This is a genomic window from Actinophytocola sp. (assembly GCF_035712165.1).
GTDB lineage: Bacteria > Actinomycetota > Actinomycetes > Mycobacteriales > Pseudonocardiaceae > DASYTH01.
The window spans coordinates 1-15672 of record NZ_DASTBH010000325.1; the positions used below are offsets into that span (position 1 = coordinate 1).

17 protein-coding genes are annotated in these 15672 nt (G+C 72.5%); 6 read left to right on the plus strand and 11 right to left on the minus strand.

What is annotated here, in order from left to right; genetic code table 11:
* Positions 1-616 (plus strand): PQQ-dependent sugar dehydrogenase (locus VFO68_RS18345; RefSeq protein WP_325159534.1); only part of this gene is annotated, 616 nt, incomplete at its 5' end.
* Positions 617-677: 61 nt separating this feature from the next.
* Here VFO68_RS18345 and gatB read toward each other — a convergent pair.
* From gatB to gatC, 4 genes are all read right to left on the minus strand, one after another.
* Positions 678-2174, minus strand: coding sequence for an Asp-tRNA(Asn)/Glu-tRNA(Gln) amidotransferase subunit GatB (gatB, locus tag VFO68_RS18350; protein ID WP_325159535.1), 1497 nt, complete (start codon positions 2172-2174; stop codon positions 678-680).
* Between the two features lie 61 nt (positions 2175-2235).
* Positions 2236-2436, minus strand: coding sequence for a hypothetical protein (locus VFO68_RS18355; protein WP_325159536.1), 201 nt, complete (start codon positions 2434-2436; stop codon positions 2236-2238).
* Positions 2436-3944: an Asp-tRNA(Asn)/Glu-tRNA(Gln) amidotransferase subunit GatA gene (gene gatA / locus VFO68_RS18360; RefSeq protein ID WP_325159537.1), complete on the minus strand. Its 1509-nt coding sequence runs from the start codon at positions 3942-3944 to the stop codon at positions 2436-2438. The genes VFO68_RS18355 and gatA overlap by 1 nt, the downstream gene beginning before the upstream one ends.
* Complete coding sequence (gatC, locus tag VFO68_RS18365) at positions 3941-4240, minus strand: Asp-tRNA(Asn)/Glu-tRNA(Gln) amidotransferase subunit GatC (protein WP_325159538.1); 300 nt, start codon at positions 4238-4240, stop codon at positions 3941-3943. The genes gatA and gatC overlap by 4 nt, the downstream gene beginning before the upstream one ends.
* A 173-nt stretch (positions 4241-4413) precedes the next feature.
* Between gatC and VFO68_RS18370 the strand changes: the two genes are divergently transcribed.
* A complete protein-coding gene (locus tag VFO68_RS18370; RefSeq protein ID WP_325159539.1) occupies positions 4414-5067 on the plus strand; it encodes an ACT domain-containing protein in 654 nt (217 codons plus the stop codon).
* Between the two features lies 1 nt (position 5068).
* Here the strand turns inward: VFO68_RS18370 and VFO68_RS18375 are convergent, their stop codons facing one another.
* From VFO68_RS18375 to VFO68_RS18400, 6 genes are all read right to left on the minus strand, one after another.
* Positions 5069-5569, minus strand: coding sequence for a GNAT family N-acetyltransferase (locus VFO68_RS18375; protein WP_325159540.1), 501 nt, complete (start codon positions 5567-5569; stop codon positions 5069-5071).
* Positions 5562-7667 (minus strand): NAD-dependent DNA ligase LigA, encoded by a 2106-nt coding sequence (gene ligA, locus VFO68_RS18380; protein WP_325159541.1) that lies wholly within the window; start codon positions 7665-7667, stop codon positions 5562-5564. Before ligA ends, VFO68_RS18375 begins: the two co-directional genes overlap by 8 nt.
* Positions 7664-8221, minus strand: coding sequence for a hypothetical protein (locus VFO68_RS18385; RefSeq protein WP_325159550.1), 558 nt, complete (start codon positions 8219-8221; stop codon positions 7664-7666). Before VFO68_RS18385 ends, ligA begins: the two co-directional genes overlap by 4 nt.
* Positions 8222-8394: 173 nt before the next feature.
* Entirely contained in the window at positions 8395-9123 is a 729-nt protein-coding gene (locus VFO68_RS18390; protein ID WP_325159542.1) for a succinate dehydrogenase/fumarate reductase iron-sulfur subunit, read from the minus strand.
* Positions 9120-11045 carry a fumarate reductase/succinate dehydrogenase flavoprotein subunit gene (locus tag VFO68_RS18395; RefSeq protein ID WP_325159543.1) on the minus strand — a complete coding sequence of 642 codons (1926 nt, stop codon included), beginning with the start codon at positions 11043-11045 and terminating at the stop codon, positions 9120-9122. The genes VFO68_RS18390 and VFO68_RS18395 overlap by 4 nt, the downstream gene beginning before the upstream one ends.
* A complete protein-coding gene (locus VFO68_RS18400) occupies positions 11042-11695 on the minus strand; it encodes a succinate dehydrogenase cytochrome b subunit (protein WP_325159544.1) in 654 nt (217 codons plus the stop codon). The genes VFO68_RS18395 and VFO68_RS18400 overlap by 4 nt, the downstream gene beginning before the upstream one ends.
* Before the next feature lie 72 nt (positions 11696-11767).
* Between VFO68_RS18400 and VFO68_RS18405 the strand changes: the two genes are divergently transcribed.
* From VFO68_RS18405 to VFO68_RS18415, 3 genes are all read left to right on the plus strand, one after another.
* A complete protein-coding gene (locus tag VFO68_RS18405) occupies positions 11768-12676 on the plus strand; it encodes a LysR family transcriptional regulator (RefSeq protein ID WP_325159545.1) in 909 nt (302 codons plus the stop codon).
* Between the two features lie 10 nt (positions 12677-12686).
* A complete protein-coding gene (locus VFO68_RS18410) occupies positions 12687-13193 on the plus strand; it encodes a DinB family protein (RefSeq protein ID WP_325159546.1) in 507 nt (168 codons plus the stop codon).
* 65 nt (positions 13194-13258) lie between these two features.
* Positions 13259-13837, plus strand: a complete 579-nt coding sequence (locus VFO68_RS18415) for a hypothetical protein (protein WP_325159547.1) — start codon at positions 13259-13261, stop codon at positions 13835-13837.
* Positions 13838-13841: 4 nt separating this feature from the next.
* Here VFO68_RS18415 and VFO68_RS18420 read toward each other — a convergent pair whose 3' ends face one another.
* Complete coding sequence (locus VFO68_RS18420; protein ID WP_325159548.1) at positions 13842-14879, minus strand: methionine synthase; 1038 nt, start codon at positions 14877-14879, stop codon at positions 13842-13844.
* 16 nt (positions 14880-14895) lie between these two features.
* Between VFO68_RS18420 and VFO68_RS18425 the strand changes: the two genes are divergently transcribed.
* A partial coding sequence (locus tag VFO68_RS18425; protein WP_325159549.1) for a pyridoxal-phosphate dependent enzyme occupies positions 14896-15672 on the plus strand: 777 nt, incomplete at its 3' end.

The following is a 15672-nucleotide window of genomic DNA, read 5'->3' on the forward strand; positions in this document are numbered from 1 at the left end:
GACCGGCAACCGGGGGGCGCTGGCCCTCGACCATCGCGGCGCGCTGCTGCTGGCCACCGGCGACGCCGGCAACCCGGCGGCCGCCCAGGACCCGAACTCGCTGGCCGGCAAGCTGCTGCGGCTCGACGCCGCCGGCAAGCCGGCCGAGGACAACCCGGTCAACGACTCCGCGATCGTGATCAGTGGCCTGCACACGCCCGGCGGGGTGTGTGCCGCGCTGGACGGCTCCCGGATCTGGGTCACCGACCGGGACGCCCGGCGCGACCTGCTCTACCGCGTCCAGTACGGCAAGCCGCTCGGCGAACCGGCCTGGACCTGGCCGGACCGGCCCGGCATCAGCGGCTGCGCCTCCACCCCCGAGTCGCTCTGGCTGACCGCCTCGGCCGCGGCCAACCTGCAGGTCCTGCCGCTCGCCCCGGACGGCACGTTCCGCGGCAAGCCCAACATCTCGATGCAGAACCAGGACGGGTTCGGCAAGCTGGCCGCGATCGACCTGGTCAACGAGCACCTCGCGGTCAGCGGCACGATGAACAAGGACGGCGGCACCCCGGTCTCCAGCGACGACCGCGCGGTCATCATCGTCCCGATGGTGGGCCAGGGCGGCAGCAGTGACTAGCCGCCCGCCTCTCCGTCACGTTCCCCTGAGGTAGCTGTTGGTCGGGCGCGGGCTTTCCCGGCTAACTACAACGTTCCAGGATCAGTTCGCGGACCCGCTTGGCGTCGGCCTGGCCCTTGGTCGCCTTCATCACCGCGCCGACGATGGCGCCGGCCGCCGCGACCTTGCCGCCCCGGATCTTCTCCGCGACGTCGGGCTGCGCGGACAGGGCCTGGTCGACCGCCGCGTACAGGGCGGAGTCGTCGGACACCACGGCGAGGTCGCGCTTGGCCACCACGTCCGCGGGCTCGCCCTCGCCGGCCAGCACGCCGTCCACCACGTTGCGGGCCAGCGCCGTGGTCAGGGTGCCGGCGCCGACCATGGCGATCACGGCGGCCACCTGGGCCGGGGTGATCGGCAGTTCGGCCAGTTCCACCCCGCGGTTGTTCGCCTGCTGGGCCAGGTAGGACACCCACCAGGAGCGGGCCTCGGCCGGCGCGGCGCCGGCGTCCACGGTGGCCGCGACCAGGTCGACCGCACCCGCGTTGACCAGGTCACGCAGCTCCGGGTCGGACAGCCCCCAGTCGGACTGGATGCGCTTGCGCCGCTCCCACGGCGGCGCGGGCAGGCTGCTCCGCAGCCGCTCCACCCACTCGCGGTCCGGCGCCACCGGGACCAGGTCGGGCTCGGGGAAGTACCGGTAGTCCTCCGAGGTCTCCTTGCGCCGGCCCGCCGAGGTGGACCCGTCGGCCTCGTCGAAGTGCCGGGTCTCCTGGTAGACCGTGCCGCCGCCGGCCAGCACCGCGGCCTGCCGGGTCATCTCGTAGCGCACCGCGCGCTCCACGCTGCGCAGCGAGTTGATGTTCTTGGTCTCGGTGCGGGTGCCGAACTCGGCCGCGCCCTTGGGCATCAGCGACACGTTCGCGTCGCAGCGCAGCGAACCCTGGTCCATCCGCACGTCCGAGACGTCCAGGCCGCGGAGCAGGTCGCGCAGGGCGGTCACGTAGGCCCGGGCCACCTCGGGCGCCCGCGCCCCGGTGCCGGACACCGGCTTGGTCACGATCTCGATCAGCGGGATGCCGGACCGGTTGTAGTCCAGCAGCGAGTAGTCCGCGCCGTGGATGCGACCGGTGTGCCCACCGACGTGCAGCGACTTGCCGGTGTCCTCCTCCATGTGCGCGCGCTCGATGCCGATCCGGACGACCTCGCCGTCGGCCAGTTCCAGGTCCAGCCAGCCGTTCACCGCGATCGGCTCGTCGTACTGGGAGATCTGGAAGTTCTTGGGCATGTCCGGGTAGAAGTAGTTCTTCCGGGCGAACCGGCACCACTCGACGATCTCGCAGTTGAGCGCCAGGCCGATGCGGATCGCCGACTCCACCGCGAGCCGGTTGACCACCGGCAGCGACCCGGGCAGCCCCAGGCACACCGGGCACACCTGGGTGTTCGGCTCGGCCCCGAACTCGGTCGGGCAGCCGCAGAACATCTTGGTGCGGGTGGACAACTCGACGTGCACCTCGAGCCCGAGCACCGGATCGAACCGGGACACGACCTCGTCGTAGTCCATCAGGTCTGTGTTCATGCCGGCCATCCGCAGCCTCGGCAATGCGGTGCCCGGTCGCTCTGGTCCTTGGCTGACGGGCTCACTTCTTCTTGTCCTCTCGCACCGCGCGAACGGCCAGCAGCGCGCCGGTCAGCGCGACCGCGATGCTGAGGACCGCGTTGACCAGCAGCAGCTTGTCCTTGTCGGTGCGCGCCCGGCGCAGACTGCCCACCGCGCTCACCGCGCCGGCCGTCGATCCCGCAAGACCGAGCGCGCCCTTCAGCTTCTTCCCCGAGGCCATCAGCTCACCATCTCCAGTTCGGGCACCCGGTTGATCAACGGGCCGCCGTGCGAGTCGTTTCGGGCCACCTCGTAGGCGGCGGCCACCCGGTACATCCGCTGTTCCTGCAGGGCCGGGGCCATGATCTGGAACCCGACCGGCAGGCCGTCGTCATCGGACAGTCCACACGGGACACTGATCGCGCAGTTTCCGGCCAGGTTGGCCGGGATCGTGCACAGGTCCGCCCGGTACATGGCCATCGGGTCGTCCACCCGCTCGCCGATCCGGAACGCCGTGGTCGGCGTGGTCGGCGAGACCAGCACGTCGGCCTTCTCGAACGCGGCGGCGAAGTCGCGCGTGATCAGCGTGCGCACCTTCTGCGCCTGGCCGTAGTAGGCGTCGTAGTAACCGGAGGACAGCGCGTAGGTGCCGATCATGATGCGGCGCTTGACCTCGGCGCCGAAGCCGGCCTCCCGGGTCAGCGACATGACCTGCTCCGCGCTGGCGCTTCCGTCGTCCCCAGCGCGCAGGCCGTAACGCATCCCGTCGAACCGGGCCAGGTTGGACGAGGCCTCGCTGGGCGCGATCAGGTAGTAGGCGGACAGGCCGTAGTCGAAGTGCGGGCAGGACACCTCGACCACCTCGGCGCCCAGCCGCTGCAACTCCTCGACCGCCTTGTGGAACGCCGCGAGCACCCCGGGCTGGTACCACTCGCCGGAGAACTCGCGCACCACACCGACCGTGACGCCGCGCAGGTCGCCGGCCGCACCCTCGCGCGCGGCCGCCACCACCGGCGGCACCGGGGCGTCGATCGAGGTGGCGTCCATCGGGTCGTGCCCGGCGATCACCTCGTGCAGCAGCGCCGCGTCCAGCACGGTGCGCGCACACGGCCCGGCCTGGTCCAGCGACGAGGAGAAGGCCACCAGGCCGTAGCGGGAGACGCCGCCGTAGGTGGGCTTCACCCCGACCGTCCCGGTGACCGAGGCCGGTTGGCGGATCGACCCGCCGGTGTCGGTCCCGATCGCCAGCGGCGCCTCGAACGCCGCCAGCGAGGCCGACGACCCGCCACCGGAGCCGCCCGGGATCCGGGACAGGTCCCACGGGTTGCGGGTCGGGCCGTAGGCGGAGTTCTCGGTGGACGAGCCCATGGCGAACTCGTCCATGTTGGTCTTGCCGAGGATCACGATGCCGGCCCGGCGCAGCCGGGCGGTGACCGTGGCGTCGTACGGCGGTTGCCAACCCTCGAGGATCTTGGAGCCGCACGTGGTCGGCGCGCCGCGCATGGTGAGCACGTCCTTGAGCGCCAGCGGAACCCCGGCCAGCGGCGAGGCCGGCTGGTCCTGCTCGTCCACCGCGCGGGCGGCGGCCAGCGCACCCTCGGCGTCCACGTGCAGGAAGGCGTTCACGCGGTCGTCCACCGCGGCGATCCGGTCCAGGTGGGCCTGGGTGACCTCGACCGCGGAGACCTCCCGGGCCTGGATCTTCGCGGCCAGCTCGGCCGCGGTCAGCCTGATCAATTCCGCGCTCATGCCTCTTCTCCCAGGATCCGTGGCACGCGGAAGCGGCCATCCTCGGCGGCCGGCGCGCCGGCCAGAGGCTGCTGCTGGGCGAGCCCGGGACGGACCTCGTCGTCCCGGAAGACGTTGACCAGCGGCACCGAGTGCGAGGTGGGCGGGATGTCGTCCGCTGCGACTTCGCTCACACTGGCCACCGACTCGAGGATGACGTCCAGTTGGCCGGCGAAGGTGTCCAGCTCGGCGTCGGTGACAGCCAACCTGGCCAGCCGGGCGAGATGCGCGACCTCGTCGCGCGAGATGGTGGGCACGTGCCGAGTCTATTTCGAGCACCAGGCGCGACCCGAACGGGTTGTTCCCGTCGGATGCTGGGGTGTAGACCGGAGCCAGTCCGGTGGGGCGGACGTGCGACAATCGTCGGCCGGCCAGGCGCGGACGGCGGGGTGTCGCGCACCCGAACTACGCAGCACAGGAGGCGTTCGCCTTGTCCTTCCTGATCCGGGTCCAACTCCCGGACACTCCGGGCACCCTCGGGGCGGTGGCGACCGCGCTGGGTGAGGTCGGGGCCGACATCCTCAGCGTGGACGTGGTCGAACGCGGGGCCGGGGTGGCGATCGACGACCTGGTGGTGGAGCTGCCCAAGGGCCGGCTGCCGGATGTGCTGATCACCGCCGCCGAGTCGGTGGCCGGGGTCGAGGTGGACGCGGTCCGGCCCTACGCCGGGGTTCTGGACACCCATCGTGAGCTGGAGCTGGTCGAGGACGTCGCGGCCCAGCCCGACGACGGCATGGCGATCTTCACCGAGGGCGTGCCGAGGATCATCCGGGCCGGCTGGGCCCTGGTGGTGGCCTCGGACGCGACCGGGGCACACCGGCTGGCGGCCAGCACCGCCGCCCCGGAGATCCAGACCCTGGAGCTGCCCTGGATGCCGCTGGCCCGGGCCACCGTGCTGGACGGCGAGGAGAGCTGGGTGCCGGAGACCTGGCAGGAGCTCGGCACCGAACTGGCCGCGACGCCGTTGGGCAAGCCCGACCGGGTGCTGCTGGTCGGCCGGCCCGGCGGCCCGATGTTCCGCGCCGCCGAGGTGGCCCGGCTCGCCCACCTGGCCGGCATCATCGCCGTCGTCCTGGGAGATTGAGTCACACGTCGATCGCGTAGACGATCAGGCGCACGGCCGGGACAGGGTTCCAGTCCCGCTCGGGCAGCCGGCGGAAGCCCAGCCGCTCGTAGAGCCGGTGCAGTGCCGGCATCCGCTCCTGGCAGCACAGCACCGCCGACACCAGGTCCAGCTCGCGGGCCCGGTCGAGCACGGCCCGGACCAGCGCCTCGCCCACGCCCCGGCGGCGCGCGGCGGGATCGACGGCCAGCATCCGGAACTCAAGCTCACCGTCCCGGCTCACCTCGCTGTACCGGGTGCCCGGCCGGGCGACGGTGACCGTGCCGAGCAGCCGCTCGTCGCCGTCCACGGCCACGAGCAGCTCGGCGTGGTCGTACCGCGACCGGGCGTCGGCCAGGGTGTCCGCATAGGAGGATGGGACGCCGGTGGCGAAGTAGTCGTCCGCCTGGTAGGCCCGCAACGTCAGCGCGCCGGTCGCGTCCAGCTCACCGGCCCGGGCCGGCCGGACGAGGACGTCACTCATCGGGCTCACCCACCGTCGCCCGCGTCCGGGCCGCCTCCGCACCCGCCTCCAGCAGCACCCGGAACCCGTCCTCGTCCAGCACCGGAACCTTGAGCTGGACGGCCTTGTCGTACTTGGACCCGGGCGCGTCGCCGGCCACCAGGAACGCGGTGTTCTTGGAGACCGAGCCGGCCGCCTTCCCACCCCTGGCCATGATCGCCTCCTTGGCCTCGTCCCGGGAGAACCCGGCCAGGCTGCCGGTGACCACGATCGACAGGCCCTCGAGATGGCGCGGGACCGACTCGTCCCGCTCGTCGACCATCCGGACCCCGGCGGCCCGCCACCCGGCCACCACCTCCCGGTGCCAGTCGACCTCGAACCACTCCCGGATGGACGTGGCGATCCGCGGACCGACCCCCTCGGTGTCGGCGAGCTCCTGCTCGCCGGCCGAGGCGATCGCGTCCAGCGAGCCGAACTCGCGGGCCAGGGCCTGGGCCGCGGTCGGCCCCACGTGCCGGATCGACAGCGCCACCAGAACCTTCCACAGTGGACGGTCCTTGGCCACGGCCAGGTTGGCCAGCAGTTTGCGGCCGTTGGCGGACAGGTCGCCCGCCTTGGTGCGGAACAGGTCCACGCGCAGCAGGTCGTCCTCGCCGAGGCCGAACAGCTCCGCCTCGTTGGTGATCACGCCGGACCTGAGCAGGGCGTCGGCGCCCTCGTAGCCGAGCACCTCGATGTCGAAGGCGCCCCGGCCGGCCAGGTGGAACAGCCGCTCGCGCAGCTGCGCCGGGCAGGACCGGCCGTTGGGGCAGCGCAGGTCGGCGTCGCCCTCCTGCTCGTAGCCGAGCTCCGAGTCACAGACCGGGCACCTGGTGGGCATGACGAACTCGCGCTCGTCGCCGGTGCGGGCGTCGACGACCGGACCGAGCACCTCGGGGATCACGTCGCCGGCCTTGCGGATCACTACCGTGTCGCCGATCAGCACGCCCTTGCGCTTGACCTCGCTGGCGTTGTGCAGGGTCGCCCTGGTCACCGTCGAGCCGGCCACCTTGACCGGCTCCATCCACGCGAACGGCGTGATCCGGCCGGTACGCCCGACGTTGACCCTGATGTCCAGCAGCGTGGTGGTCGCCTCCTCGGGCGGGTACTTGTAGGCGATCGCCCAGCGCGGGGCCCGGGAGGTGGTGCCCAGCCTGCGTTGCAGCGCCACATCGTCGACCTTGATCACGACGCCGTCGATCTCGTGCTCCACGTCATGGCGATGCTCGCCCCAGTGCCGGATGTGCGCGTACACGTCGTCGCGGTTGTCGAACACCTTGGTGTGCCCCGAGACCGGCAGACCCCACGCGGCGAGCGCGGTGTAGGCCTCGGACTGCGCGGCGGGCTCGAACCCCTCGCGCCTGCCGAGACCGTGGCAGATCATCCGCAGCCTGCGGCCGGCCGTGACCTTGGGATCCTTCTGCCGCAACGATCCCGCCGCGGTGTTGCGCGGGTTGGCGAACGGTTCCTTGCCGGCCTCCACCAGCGTCGCGTTGAGCTCGAGGAAGTCCTCGACCCGGAAGAACACCTCGCCGCGCACCTCGACCAGGGCCGGCACCGGGTACTCGGCGGTGCCGGTGAGCTGCTCGGGGACGTCGCGCAGGGTGCGCACGTTGAGCGTGACGTCCTCCCCGGTGCGGCCGTCGCCCCTGGTCAGCGCGCGGATGAGACGACCCTGCTGGTACAGCAGGTTGATCGCCAGCCCGTCGATCTTCAGCTCGCACAGGTACCGGGTGTCCGCGCCGACGGCCTTGGCCACCCGGTCCAGCCAGGCGCCCAGCTCGTCCGGGTCGAACGTGTTGTCCAGGCTGAGCATCCGCTCGAGGTGGTCGTGGGTGGCGAAGTCGGTGGAGAAGGTGCCGCCCACCTGCTGGCTGGGCGAGTCCGGGGTGACCAGGGCCGGGTGGTCCCGCTCGATGCGCAGCAGCTCGTGCCAGAGCTTGTCGAACTCGGCGTCGGAGATCGTCGGGGCGTCGAGCACGAAGTAGCGGAACCGGTGGGCGTGGATCTCCTCGGCGAGCGCGGCGTGCCGGTCCCGCACCTCGGCGGGCACGTCCTCCGCGCCTTCGACACTGGTCACGGCTGCAGACTAGCCAGTTTGCGCACCAGGTCACGCAGTTCCAGCAGGTCGATCGTGCCGGCCGGCGCGGTCACCGCGGTCTCCACCCGGCGCAGCCGCTCGGCCGCCAGCCGCTCGCCCAGGGTGGCGTCCAGCGGAAGGAAGGTCATCGCCTTCCGCGCCGCCGGTTCCAGCTCCCCCATCGCCGGATGGTGCACCGCCACGTCCACCACCCCGGCCGCCTCGTCCACCTGGGCCACCACGCGGACGTCGGCCAGCGCGATCCGGTGTGGTCCGAGGTTGACGGTGACCATGGTCGGGTCGGGCACCGGCGGCACCGAGTCGTGGTACTCCCAGATGGGGTCGTTCGGCGGCGCCGCCGCCTTCCAGGCGTCGGTGAACGGGCGCAGCTCCGGGTCCTCCTGCCCGCTCACCACCAGCGCGTAGATCGACCGCTGCCCCCGCTCCAGCGCGAAGTGCAACCGCGGATGCAACTCCGCGACCAGGTGACACAGCTGGTTCTCCACCCGGGCCGGCTCCCGGTCCCCCAGCGCCGCGGCCACCTCGGGCAGCATCTCCTGCCACCCGCCCCAGAACCGCTCCGCGAGCACCTCCGGCTCAGGCCCCCGCCCCTGCTCGCTACCCCCACGCCGCCGCCACCTCACCCACCCATCCTGCCCCACCCGGCGAGTCCCCACTTCCAGCCCGGCGAGTCCCCACTTCCAGCCCGGCGAGTTCCCCGTTCGGGTCAGCGGAGGATGTCGTGGTTGAGGCGGGTGATGGTGCTGAGCGGGATCTCCTTGGGGCAGGCGGCGGTGCATTCGCCGGTGAGGGTGCAGCCGCCGAAGCCGAGTGCGTCCTGGGTGGTGAGCATCGCCACGGCGCGGGTGTGACGTTCGGCCTGACCCTGTGGGAGCAGGCCCAGGTGGGTGACCTTGGCGGCGGTGAACAGCGTGGCCGAGCCGTTGGGGCAGGCCGCGACACACGCGCCGCAGCCGATGCAGGCGGCGGCGGTGAAGGCCGCGTCGGCGTCGGACTTCGGGACCGGCAGCGAGTTGGCCTCGGGGGCGCTGCCGGTGGGGGCGCTGATGTAGCCGCCCGCCTCGATGATCCGGTCCAGGGCGGAGCGGTCCACGACCAGGTCGCGGAGCACCGGGAACGGGCGGGCGCGCCACGGCTCGATGGTGATCGGCCGGGCCGGGTCGAGCCGGCGCATGTGCAGTTGGCAGGCCGTGGTGGCGCGCTGCGGCCCGTGCGCGACGCCGTTGATCATCAGGCCGCAGGCGCCGCAGATGCCCTCCCGGCAGTCGTGGTCGAAGGCCACCGGCTCCGAACCCTCGGCCACCAGCCGTTCGTTGAGCACGTCGAGCATCTCCAGGAACGACATGTCCGGGGTGATCCCGTCGACCTGGTACGGGACAAGGGAACCGGCCTCGTCGGGCCCGGCCTGCCGCCAGATCCGCAGCGTGTACCTCATGCATAGCTCCGGGTGCTGGGGGTGGTCGCGGTGAACTCCAGCGCCTCGCGGTGCAGCACCGGGTCGCCGCCGGTGTGCTCCCACGCGGCCACGTAGCCGAAGTTCGCGTCGTCGCGCAGCGCGTCGCCGTCGCCGGTCTGGCTCTCCACCCGGAAGTGCGCGCCGCAGGACTCGGTGCGGTGCAACGCGTCCAGGCACATCAGCTCGGCCAGTTCGAGGAAGTCGGCCACCCGCCCGGCCTTCTCCAGCGACTGGTTGAGCCCCTCGCCGTCGCCCGGCACCCGCACCCGGCTCCAGAACTCCTCGCGCAGCGGCGGAATCGCCGCCAGCGCCTTGCGCAGCCCCGACTCGGAGCGCTCCATCCCGCAGTGGTCCCACATCAGCCGGCCCAGCTCACGGTGGAACGAGTCGACCGAGCGGTCCCCGTGCACGCTGAGCAGCCGGTGGATCCGGTCCCGCACGTCCCGCTCGACGGCGTCCGCCTCGGCGGCGCCGACCGGATCGAACGGCGCGTCGGCCAGGTAGTCCCCGATCGTGGCCGGCAGCACGAAGTACCCGTCCGCCAGGCCCTGCATGAGCGCGCTCGCGCCGAGCCGGTTCGCGCCGTGGTCGGAGAAGTTGGCCTCGCCGATCACGAACAGGCCGGGGATCGTGCTGCGCAGGTCGTAGTCCACCCACAGCCCGCCCATCGTGTAATGCACGGCCGGGTAGATCCGCATCGGCGCCCGGTACGGATCCTCCCCGGTGATCCGTTGGTACATCTGGAAAAGGTTGCCGTACCGCTCCTCGATGCCGGCCCGGCCGAGCCGCTCGATCGCCTCGGCGAAGTCCAGGTACACGCCCAGCCCGCCGGGCCCGACACCGCGGCCGGCGTCGCACACGTTCTTCGCCGCCCGCGAGGCGATGTCGCGCGGCACCAGGTTGCCGAACCCCGGATACATGCGCTCCAGGTAGTAGTCCCGCTCGTGCTCCGGGATCTGTTGCGGCGGCCGGGGATCCGCCGCCGTCACCGGTACCCAGATCCGCCCGTCGTTGCGCAGCGACTCGCTCATCAGGGTGAGCTTGGCCTGGTGCTCGCCGCTGACCGGAATGCAGGTCGGGTGGATCTGCGTGTAGCCCGGGTTGGCGAACAGCGCGCCCCGCCGGTGCGCCCGCCAGACCGCGGTCGCGTTGCAGCCCTTGGCATTCGTGGACAGGTAGTAGAGGTTGCCGTACCCACCGGTGGCCAGCACCACGGCATCGGCCTGATGTGTACTGATCTCCCCGGTCACCAGGTCGCGCACCACGACCCCGCGCGCCCGGCCGCCGGCCACCAGCAGGTCGAGCATCTCGGTGCGCGGATGCATCCGCACCGCGCCGGCATGGATCTGCCGGGCCAGTGCCTGGTAGGCGCCGAGCAGCAGTTGCTGGCCGGTCTGCCCACGGGCGTAGAAGGTCCGGGACACCTGCGCGCCGCCGAACGACCGGGCGTCGAGCAGTCCGCCGTACTCGCGGGCGAACGGCACGCCCTGCGCCACACACTGGTCGATGATCGCCACGGACAGCTCGGCCAGCCGGTACACATTGGACTCTCGGGACCGGAAGTCCCCGCCCTTGATGGTGTCGTGGAACAGCCGCCGCACGCTGTCGCCGTCGTTGCGGTAGTTCTTGGCCGCGTTGATCCCGCCCTGCGCGGCGATGCTGTGCGCTCGGCGCGGGCTGTCCTGATAGCAGAACGACGACACCCGGTAGCCCAGTTCCGCCAGGCTCGCGCCGGCCGACGCGCCGGCCAGGCCGGTGCCCACCACCGCGACCGTGAGCCGGCGCCGGTTGGCCGGGTTGACCAGCCGGGCGGTGAACCTCCTGCGCTCCCAACGGTTCTCGATCGGCCCGGCCGGCGCCCGCTGGTCGGCGAGTGGCTCGCCGATGCTGTACTCGATCATTGGATCACTCCGAACAGGACGGCGTAGGGCACGGACAGGAAGCCCACGGTGATCACCACCGCGTAGCCGAGCGCGACCGGGCGGCTCACCCCGGCGAACCCGAGGCTGCGCAGCCCGCTCCACACCCCGTGCCGCAGATGGAAACCGAGCGCCAGCACGGCGACGGTGTAGGCGGCGACCACGTACCAGTGCTGGAAGTCCGCGGTCACGTTGCGGTACGGCGCGCCCGGCACACCGGCCGGGTTGAGCACCCCCGCGGTCAGGTCGAGCACGTGGTAGACGACGAACAGCGCGATGATCACGCCGCCCCACCGCATCGTGCGGGCGGCGTAACTGCCGTGCACCGGGGTGCGGTGCCGGTAGCCGACCGGCCGGGCGGCGTGCGCGCGCCGGGTCAGTTGGACGGCGACCACCAGGTGGGTCACCACGCACACCAGCAGCACGCCGCGCACCAGCCAGAGGAATCCCTCCTGGCCGAACACCGGGGCGAGCACCTCGCGCAGCCACCGGGCGTAGGAGTCCAGCGAGTCCGGTCCGAGGAACGCCTTGAGGTTGGCCAGCATGTGCAGCGTGACGTAGCCCAGCAGCACGATGCCCGTGCCGGCCAGGATCGCTTTGCGCCCCACCGTGGTACTGGTCAGAACCGGCATGCCAACCCACGCTACGAGCGCGTTGACGAGTCGTCCAATATATGAATCGGCTCATGACGATAGGCTCAGGCTATGACGCTGCAGCAGCTCGTGTACTTCCTGGCGGTGGCCGAGACCCGGAACTTCACCCGGGCCGCGCAGCGCGCCCACGTCGCGCAGCCGTCGCTGTCCAAACAGATCCAGACGCTGGAGACCGAACTCGGCGCCGCGCTGTTCAGCCGCGCCCGCGGCCACGTCGGGCTCACCGCGGCGGGCGAGGCCCTGCTGCCGATCGCCAAGCGCATCCTGTCCGATGTGGACGCGGCCCGGCTCGAAGTGGGTGAGCTGGTCGGGTTGCGTGCCGGGCGGCTGCGGCTCGGCGCCACCCCCAGCCTGTGCGTCGGGATCCTGCCCGACGTGCTGCGCCGGTTTCACGACACGTACCCCGGAATCCAGCTTGTCGTGCAGGAAAGCGGTTCGCGGGACCTGACCCGGGCGCTCACCGGCGGCGAGCTCGACCTGGCGTTGATCATCGTGCCGCCGCAGGGCGCGGACGCCGCCCTGACCGCGACGCCGATCCTGCGGGAACGGCTGATGGTGGCGAGCGCGGCCGGGGGTCCGCCGGGGCCGTCCCGGCTCAGCGGGCTGCGGGACACCCAGATGGTGATGTTCCGGGACGGCTACGACCTGCGCGAGACCACGCTGCAGGCCTGCCGCCGGGCCGGGTTCGAACCGCGACTGGCCGTGGCGGGCGGCGAGATGGACGCCGTGCTGCGGTTCGTCGAGGCCGGTCTCGGGGTCGCGGTGGTGCCCAGCATGGTGCTGCCCGACCGGACCGGGCTGCGGGCCACCGCGGTCACCGCGCCCGCGCTGCGCCGCACCATCGCGCTCGCCCACCGCACCGACGTGCCGCCGACCACCGCCGCCCGGGCGTTCCGCACCGTGCTTCTCGATCACCTTTCCGGCGTGGAACTGCCCGACGGTGTCGGTCTCATCCGGTAGAAACTGCGCCATGACCATCGAGCGACCCGAACCGCCCTACCAAGGCGACGACCGTGCCATTCTCACCGGCTTCCTGGACTGGCAACGGGCCACTCTGGCCTGGAAATGCGACGGCGTCGACCAGGCCCGACTGCGCGAGCGCGGCGTGCCACCGTCGAACCTGTCCCTGCTTGGCCTGATCCGGCACATGGCCGACGTGGAACGCGGCTGGTTCCAGCGCACGCTGGCCGGCGCGGACGCACCCCGGATCTACTACTCCGATGAGGATCCGGACGGCGACTTCGACCACGTGGAAACCGCCGACATCGACGAGGCGTTCGCCACCTGGCACGCCCAGTGCGAGCGGTCCCGCGAGATCGTCGCCGCCACCCCGTCCCTGGACACCGCCGCCGCGGGCCGGGACGGCCGGATGATCTCGCTGCGCTGGATCCTCACCCACATGATCGAGGAGTACGCCCGGCACAACGGCCACGCCGATCTCCTCCGCGAACGGATCGACGGCGCGACCGGCGAATGACCGGTGGAACCTCGTCGAGGCATGGGCGTCCTCTGTGCAGTCGCACCACTGCTGAGGGGGGAACCATGCGCAACCGTCGCCATTGGAGGCTGGCCGGCACGGCCTGGCTGAGCGTCGCCGGGGTGGCCGTGCTGGCCGGCTGTGCCACGGGTTCGCCGGCTGCACCGGGCGCCACGGCGACTTCGGGCGCCACGCCCGCCGCCGGTAGCCCGGCGGCCCCCGTTACCGCGTCACTGGGTCCGGACGGCTACGGGCCGATCAAGTTGGGAATGTCCGCGCGGGACGCCCTCGCGACCGGTCTGCTGGGCAAGTCGCAGCCCTACATCCAATGCACCGCCTACCCGTTCAAGGGCTACTCCGACCCACTCGCCGGCGGCAAGGTCGCCATCAACCCGCAGTTCGGCGTGGTCGACATCAGCGCGCCGAGGGACGTCCCGGCGCACACCCCGGAAGGCATCGGCATCGGCTCCACCGAGGCCAGCACGAGGGCCGCCTACCCGGAGCTCGCCGAGAGCTTCAACAACGGCTACCGAACGGCGGTCCCCGGCAACCCGGGCGCCAGCTACCTGATCTACTTCGACAACGGCAAGGTCAACGGCTTCGGCCTGGTCAGCGACAAGGACCCGACCTGCGGCGCCAGCTGAACGGTCACCAGCTCTCCGGCGGCTCCACGAACGCCTTGCCGACGTCCCGGGCCAGCGCCAGCGCCCGGCGCGCCCAGCCGGCGGTGGCGCCGGCCAGGCCGCACGCCGGGGTGGGCAGCGCGCGTTCGGCCAGCAGGGAGCGCGGGAAGCCGAGCCGGTCCACCAGGCGCAGCGCCGGGCCGGCGGCCTCGGCGAGCGTCGGCGGCTGCGGCGGGTCGGTGCTGGGCAGCACCCCGAGCAGGAACACCGTGCCGGCGTCCCAGGCCTCCCCGATCTCGTCGGCCAGCACGGCCGACGCACCGTCGAGCAGGGTGGCGTCCAGCGCGATCGCGTCGGCTCCGGCGGCCCGCAGCAGCGCGACCGGCGGCCGGGGCGCGCAGCAGTGCACGATCACCGGCGCGCCGGTGGCGGCCCGCGCGGCGTCGATCACCGTGGCCAGCGTCTCGCGCGCGTCGGACCCGGCCACCGCGGGCACCGCGCCGAGGCCGGACGGGGTGGACAGCGCACCGGCGAGCACGGCCGGCAGGGACGGCTCGTCGAGCTGCACCAGCACCGGGCGGCCCGTGCGCCGGCTCACCTCGTCCACGTGCCGGGTCAGGCCCTCGGCCAGTGACTCGGTGAACTCGCGAAGCGCGCCGTGGTCGGTGAGCACCCGGTGGCCCCGGGGCAGCTCGACACCGGAGGTCAGCGTCCACGGTCCGGCCAGCTGCACCTTCACCGCCGCGGGCGCGGTCGCGACCCGCTCCAGGACGTCCTGGAAGGTGTCCAGGTCCCGGTGCATCAGGTCGGTGGTGCGCCGGTGATCCACGCCGGGCCGGGCGGTCACCCGGTATCCGGAGGGCATCACCTCGACGGCGAGATCCACCAGCAGCGCGGCGGTCCGGCCGATGATGTCCGCGCCGAGCCCGCGCGCGGGCAGTTCCGGAAGGTGCGGCAGGTCGGGCAGTTCTCCCACGACGACGGCGGCGGCCTCGGCCGGGTCGGTACCCGGCATGGAGCCGATACCGGTGACCGCGCCGGGGGGCCAGGGCAAGGTCGACATCGGGTTAGTCTGGTCCATGACCAGTTCCACGATCATGCTCACCCCGACCGACGTGGCCGACGCCGCGCGCCGGGTGGCGCCGTACGTCCGCCGGACCCCCGTGCTGCGCGCCGAGGTGGACGGCCGGCCGGTCGTGTTCAAGCTGGAGTACATGCAGCGCACCGGGTCGTTCAAGCTGCGCGGCGCGCTCAACGCGATGCTCGGCGGCGACGGGCCGGAGCACGTGGTGACCGCGTCCGGCGGCAACCACGGCCTCGCGGTGGCCACCGCGGCCCGGCTGCTGTCGCGGCCGGCGACCGTGTTCGTGCCGGTCACCGCCCCGGAGGGCAAGGCACGCCGGATCGCGGCGACCGGGGTGCGGCTGGTGCGGCACGGGTCGATCTATGCCGAGGCGCGCGAGGCGGCGCTGGCCGAGGCGGCGGCGATCGGCGGGCTGTGCCTGCCGGCCTACGACGACCCGCTGGTGGTCGCCGGTGCGGGCACCTGCGCCGCCGAGGTGGCCGAGCAGGTGCCGGACGTGGACGCCCTGGTGATCGGGGTGGGCGGCGGCGGGTTGGCGGCCGGCACGACGCTGGCCTCGGGCGGCCGGACCGTGGTGGCGGTGGAGCCGGCCAACTGTGCCTGCCTGCACCACGCGCTGGCCGCCGGCCGGCCGGTCGACGCGGTCGTCGACTCGGTGGCCGCGTCGGCGCTGGGCGCCACCCGGGTCGGGGACATCCCGTTCGGGGTGCTGCGGGCCGCGCGGGTGCGCTCCGCGCTGGTCGCGGACGACGAGATCATCGCCGCCCGGGAC

Excerpts from the sequence above, each read along its gene's own strand:
- gatA (WP_325159537.1), bottom strand. The coding sequence starts at position 3,944 with ATGAGCGCGGAATTGATCAGGCTGACCGCGGCCGAGCTGGCCGCGAAG.
- VFO68_RS18400 (WP_325159544.1), bottom strand. The coding sequence starts at position 11,695 with ATGCCGGTTCTGACCAGTACCACGGTGGGGCGCAAAGCGATCCTGGCC.
- VFO68_RS18405 (WP_325159545.1), top strand. The coding sequence starts at position 11,768 with ATGACGCTGCAGCAGCTCGTGTACTTCCTGGCGGTGGCCGAGACCCGG.
- VFO68_RS18385 (WP_325159550.1), bottom strand. The coding sequence starts at position 8,221 with ATGCTGCCCGAGGTGGCCGCGGCGCTGGGGGACCGGGAGCCGGCCCGG.
- VFO68_RS18390 (WP_325159542.1), bottom strand. The coding sequence starts at position 9,123 with ATGAGGTACACGCTGCGGATCTGGCGGCAGGCCGGGCCCGACGAGGCC.
- VFO68_RS18410 (WP_325159546.1), top strand. The coding sequence starts at position 12,687 with ATGACCATCGAGCGACCCGAACCGCCCTACCAAGGCGACGACCGTGCC.
- VFO68_RS18355 (WP_325159536.1), bottom strand. The coding sequence starts at position 2,436 with ATGGCCTCGGGGAAGAAGCTGAAGGGCGCGCTCGGTCTTGCGGGATCG.
- VFO68_RS18375 (WP_325159540.1), bottom strand. The coding sequence starts at position 5,569 with ATGAGTGACGTCCTCGTCCGGCCGGCCCGGGCCGGTGAGCTGGACGCG.
- VFO68_RS18395 (WP_325159543.1), bottom strand. The coding sequence starts at position 11,045 with ATGATCGAGTACAGCATCGGCGAGCCACTCGCCGACCAGCGGGCGCCG.
- VFO68_RS18420 (WP_325159548.1), bottom strand. The coding sequence starts at position 14,879 with ATGTCGACCTTGCCCTGGCCCCCCGGCGCGGTCACCGGTATCGGCTCC.
- gatB (WP_325159535.1), bottom strand. The coding sequence starts at position 2,174 with ATGAACACAGACCTGATGGACTACGACGAGGTCGTGTCCCGGTTCGAT.
- VFO68_RS18415 (WP_325159547.1), top strand. The coding sequence starts at position 13,259 with ATGCGCAACCGTCGCCATTGGAGGCTGGCCGGCACGGCCTGGCTGAGC.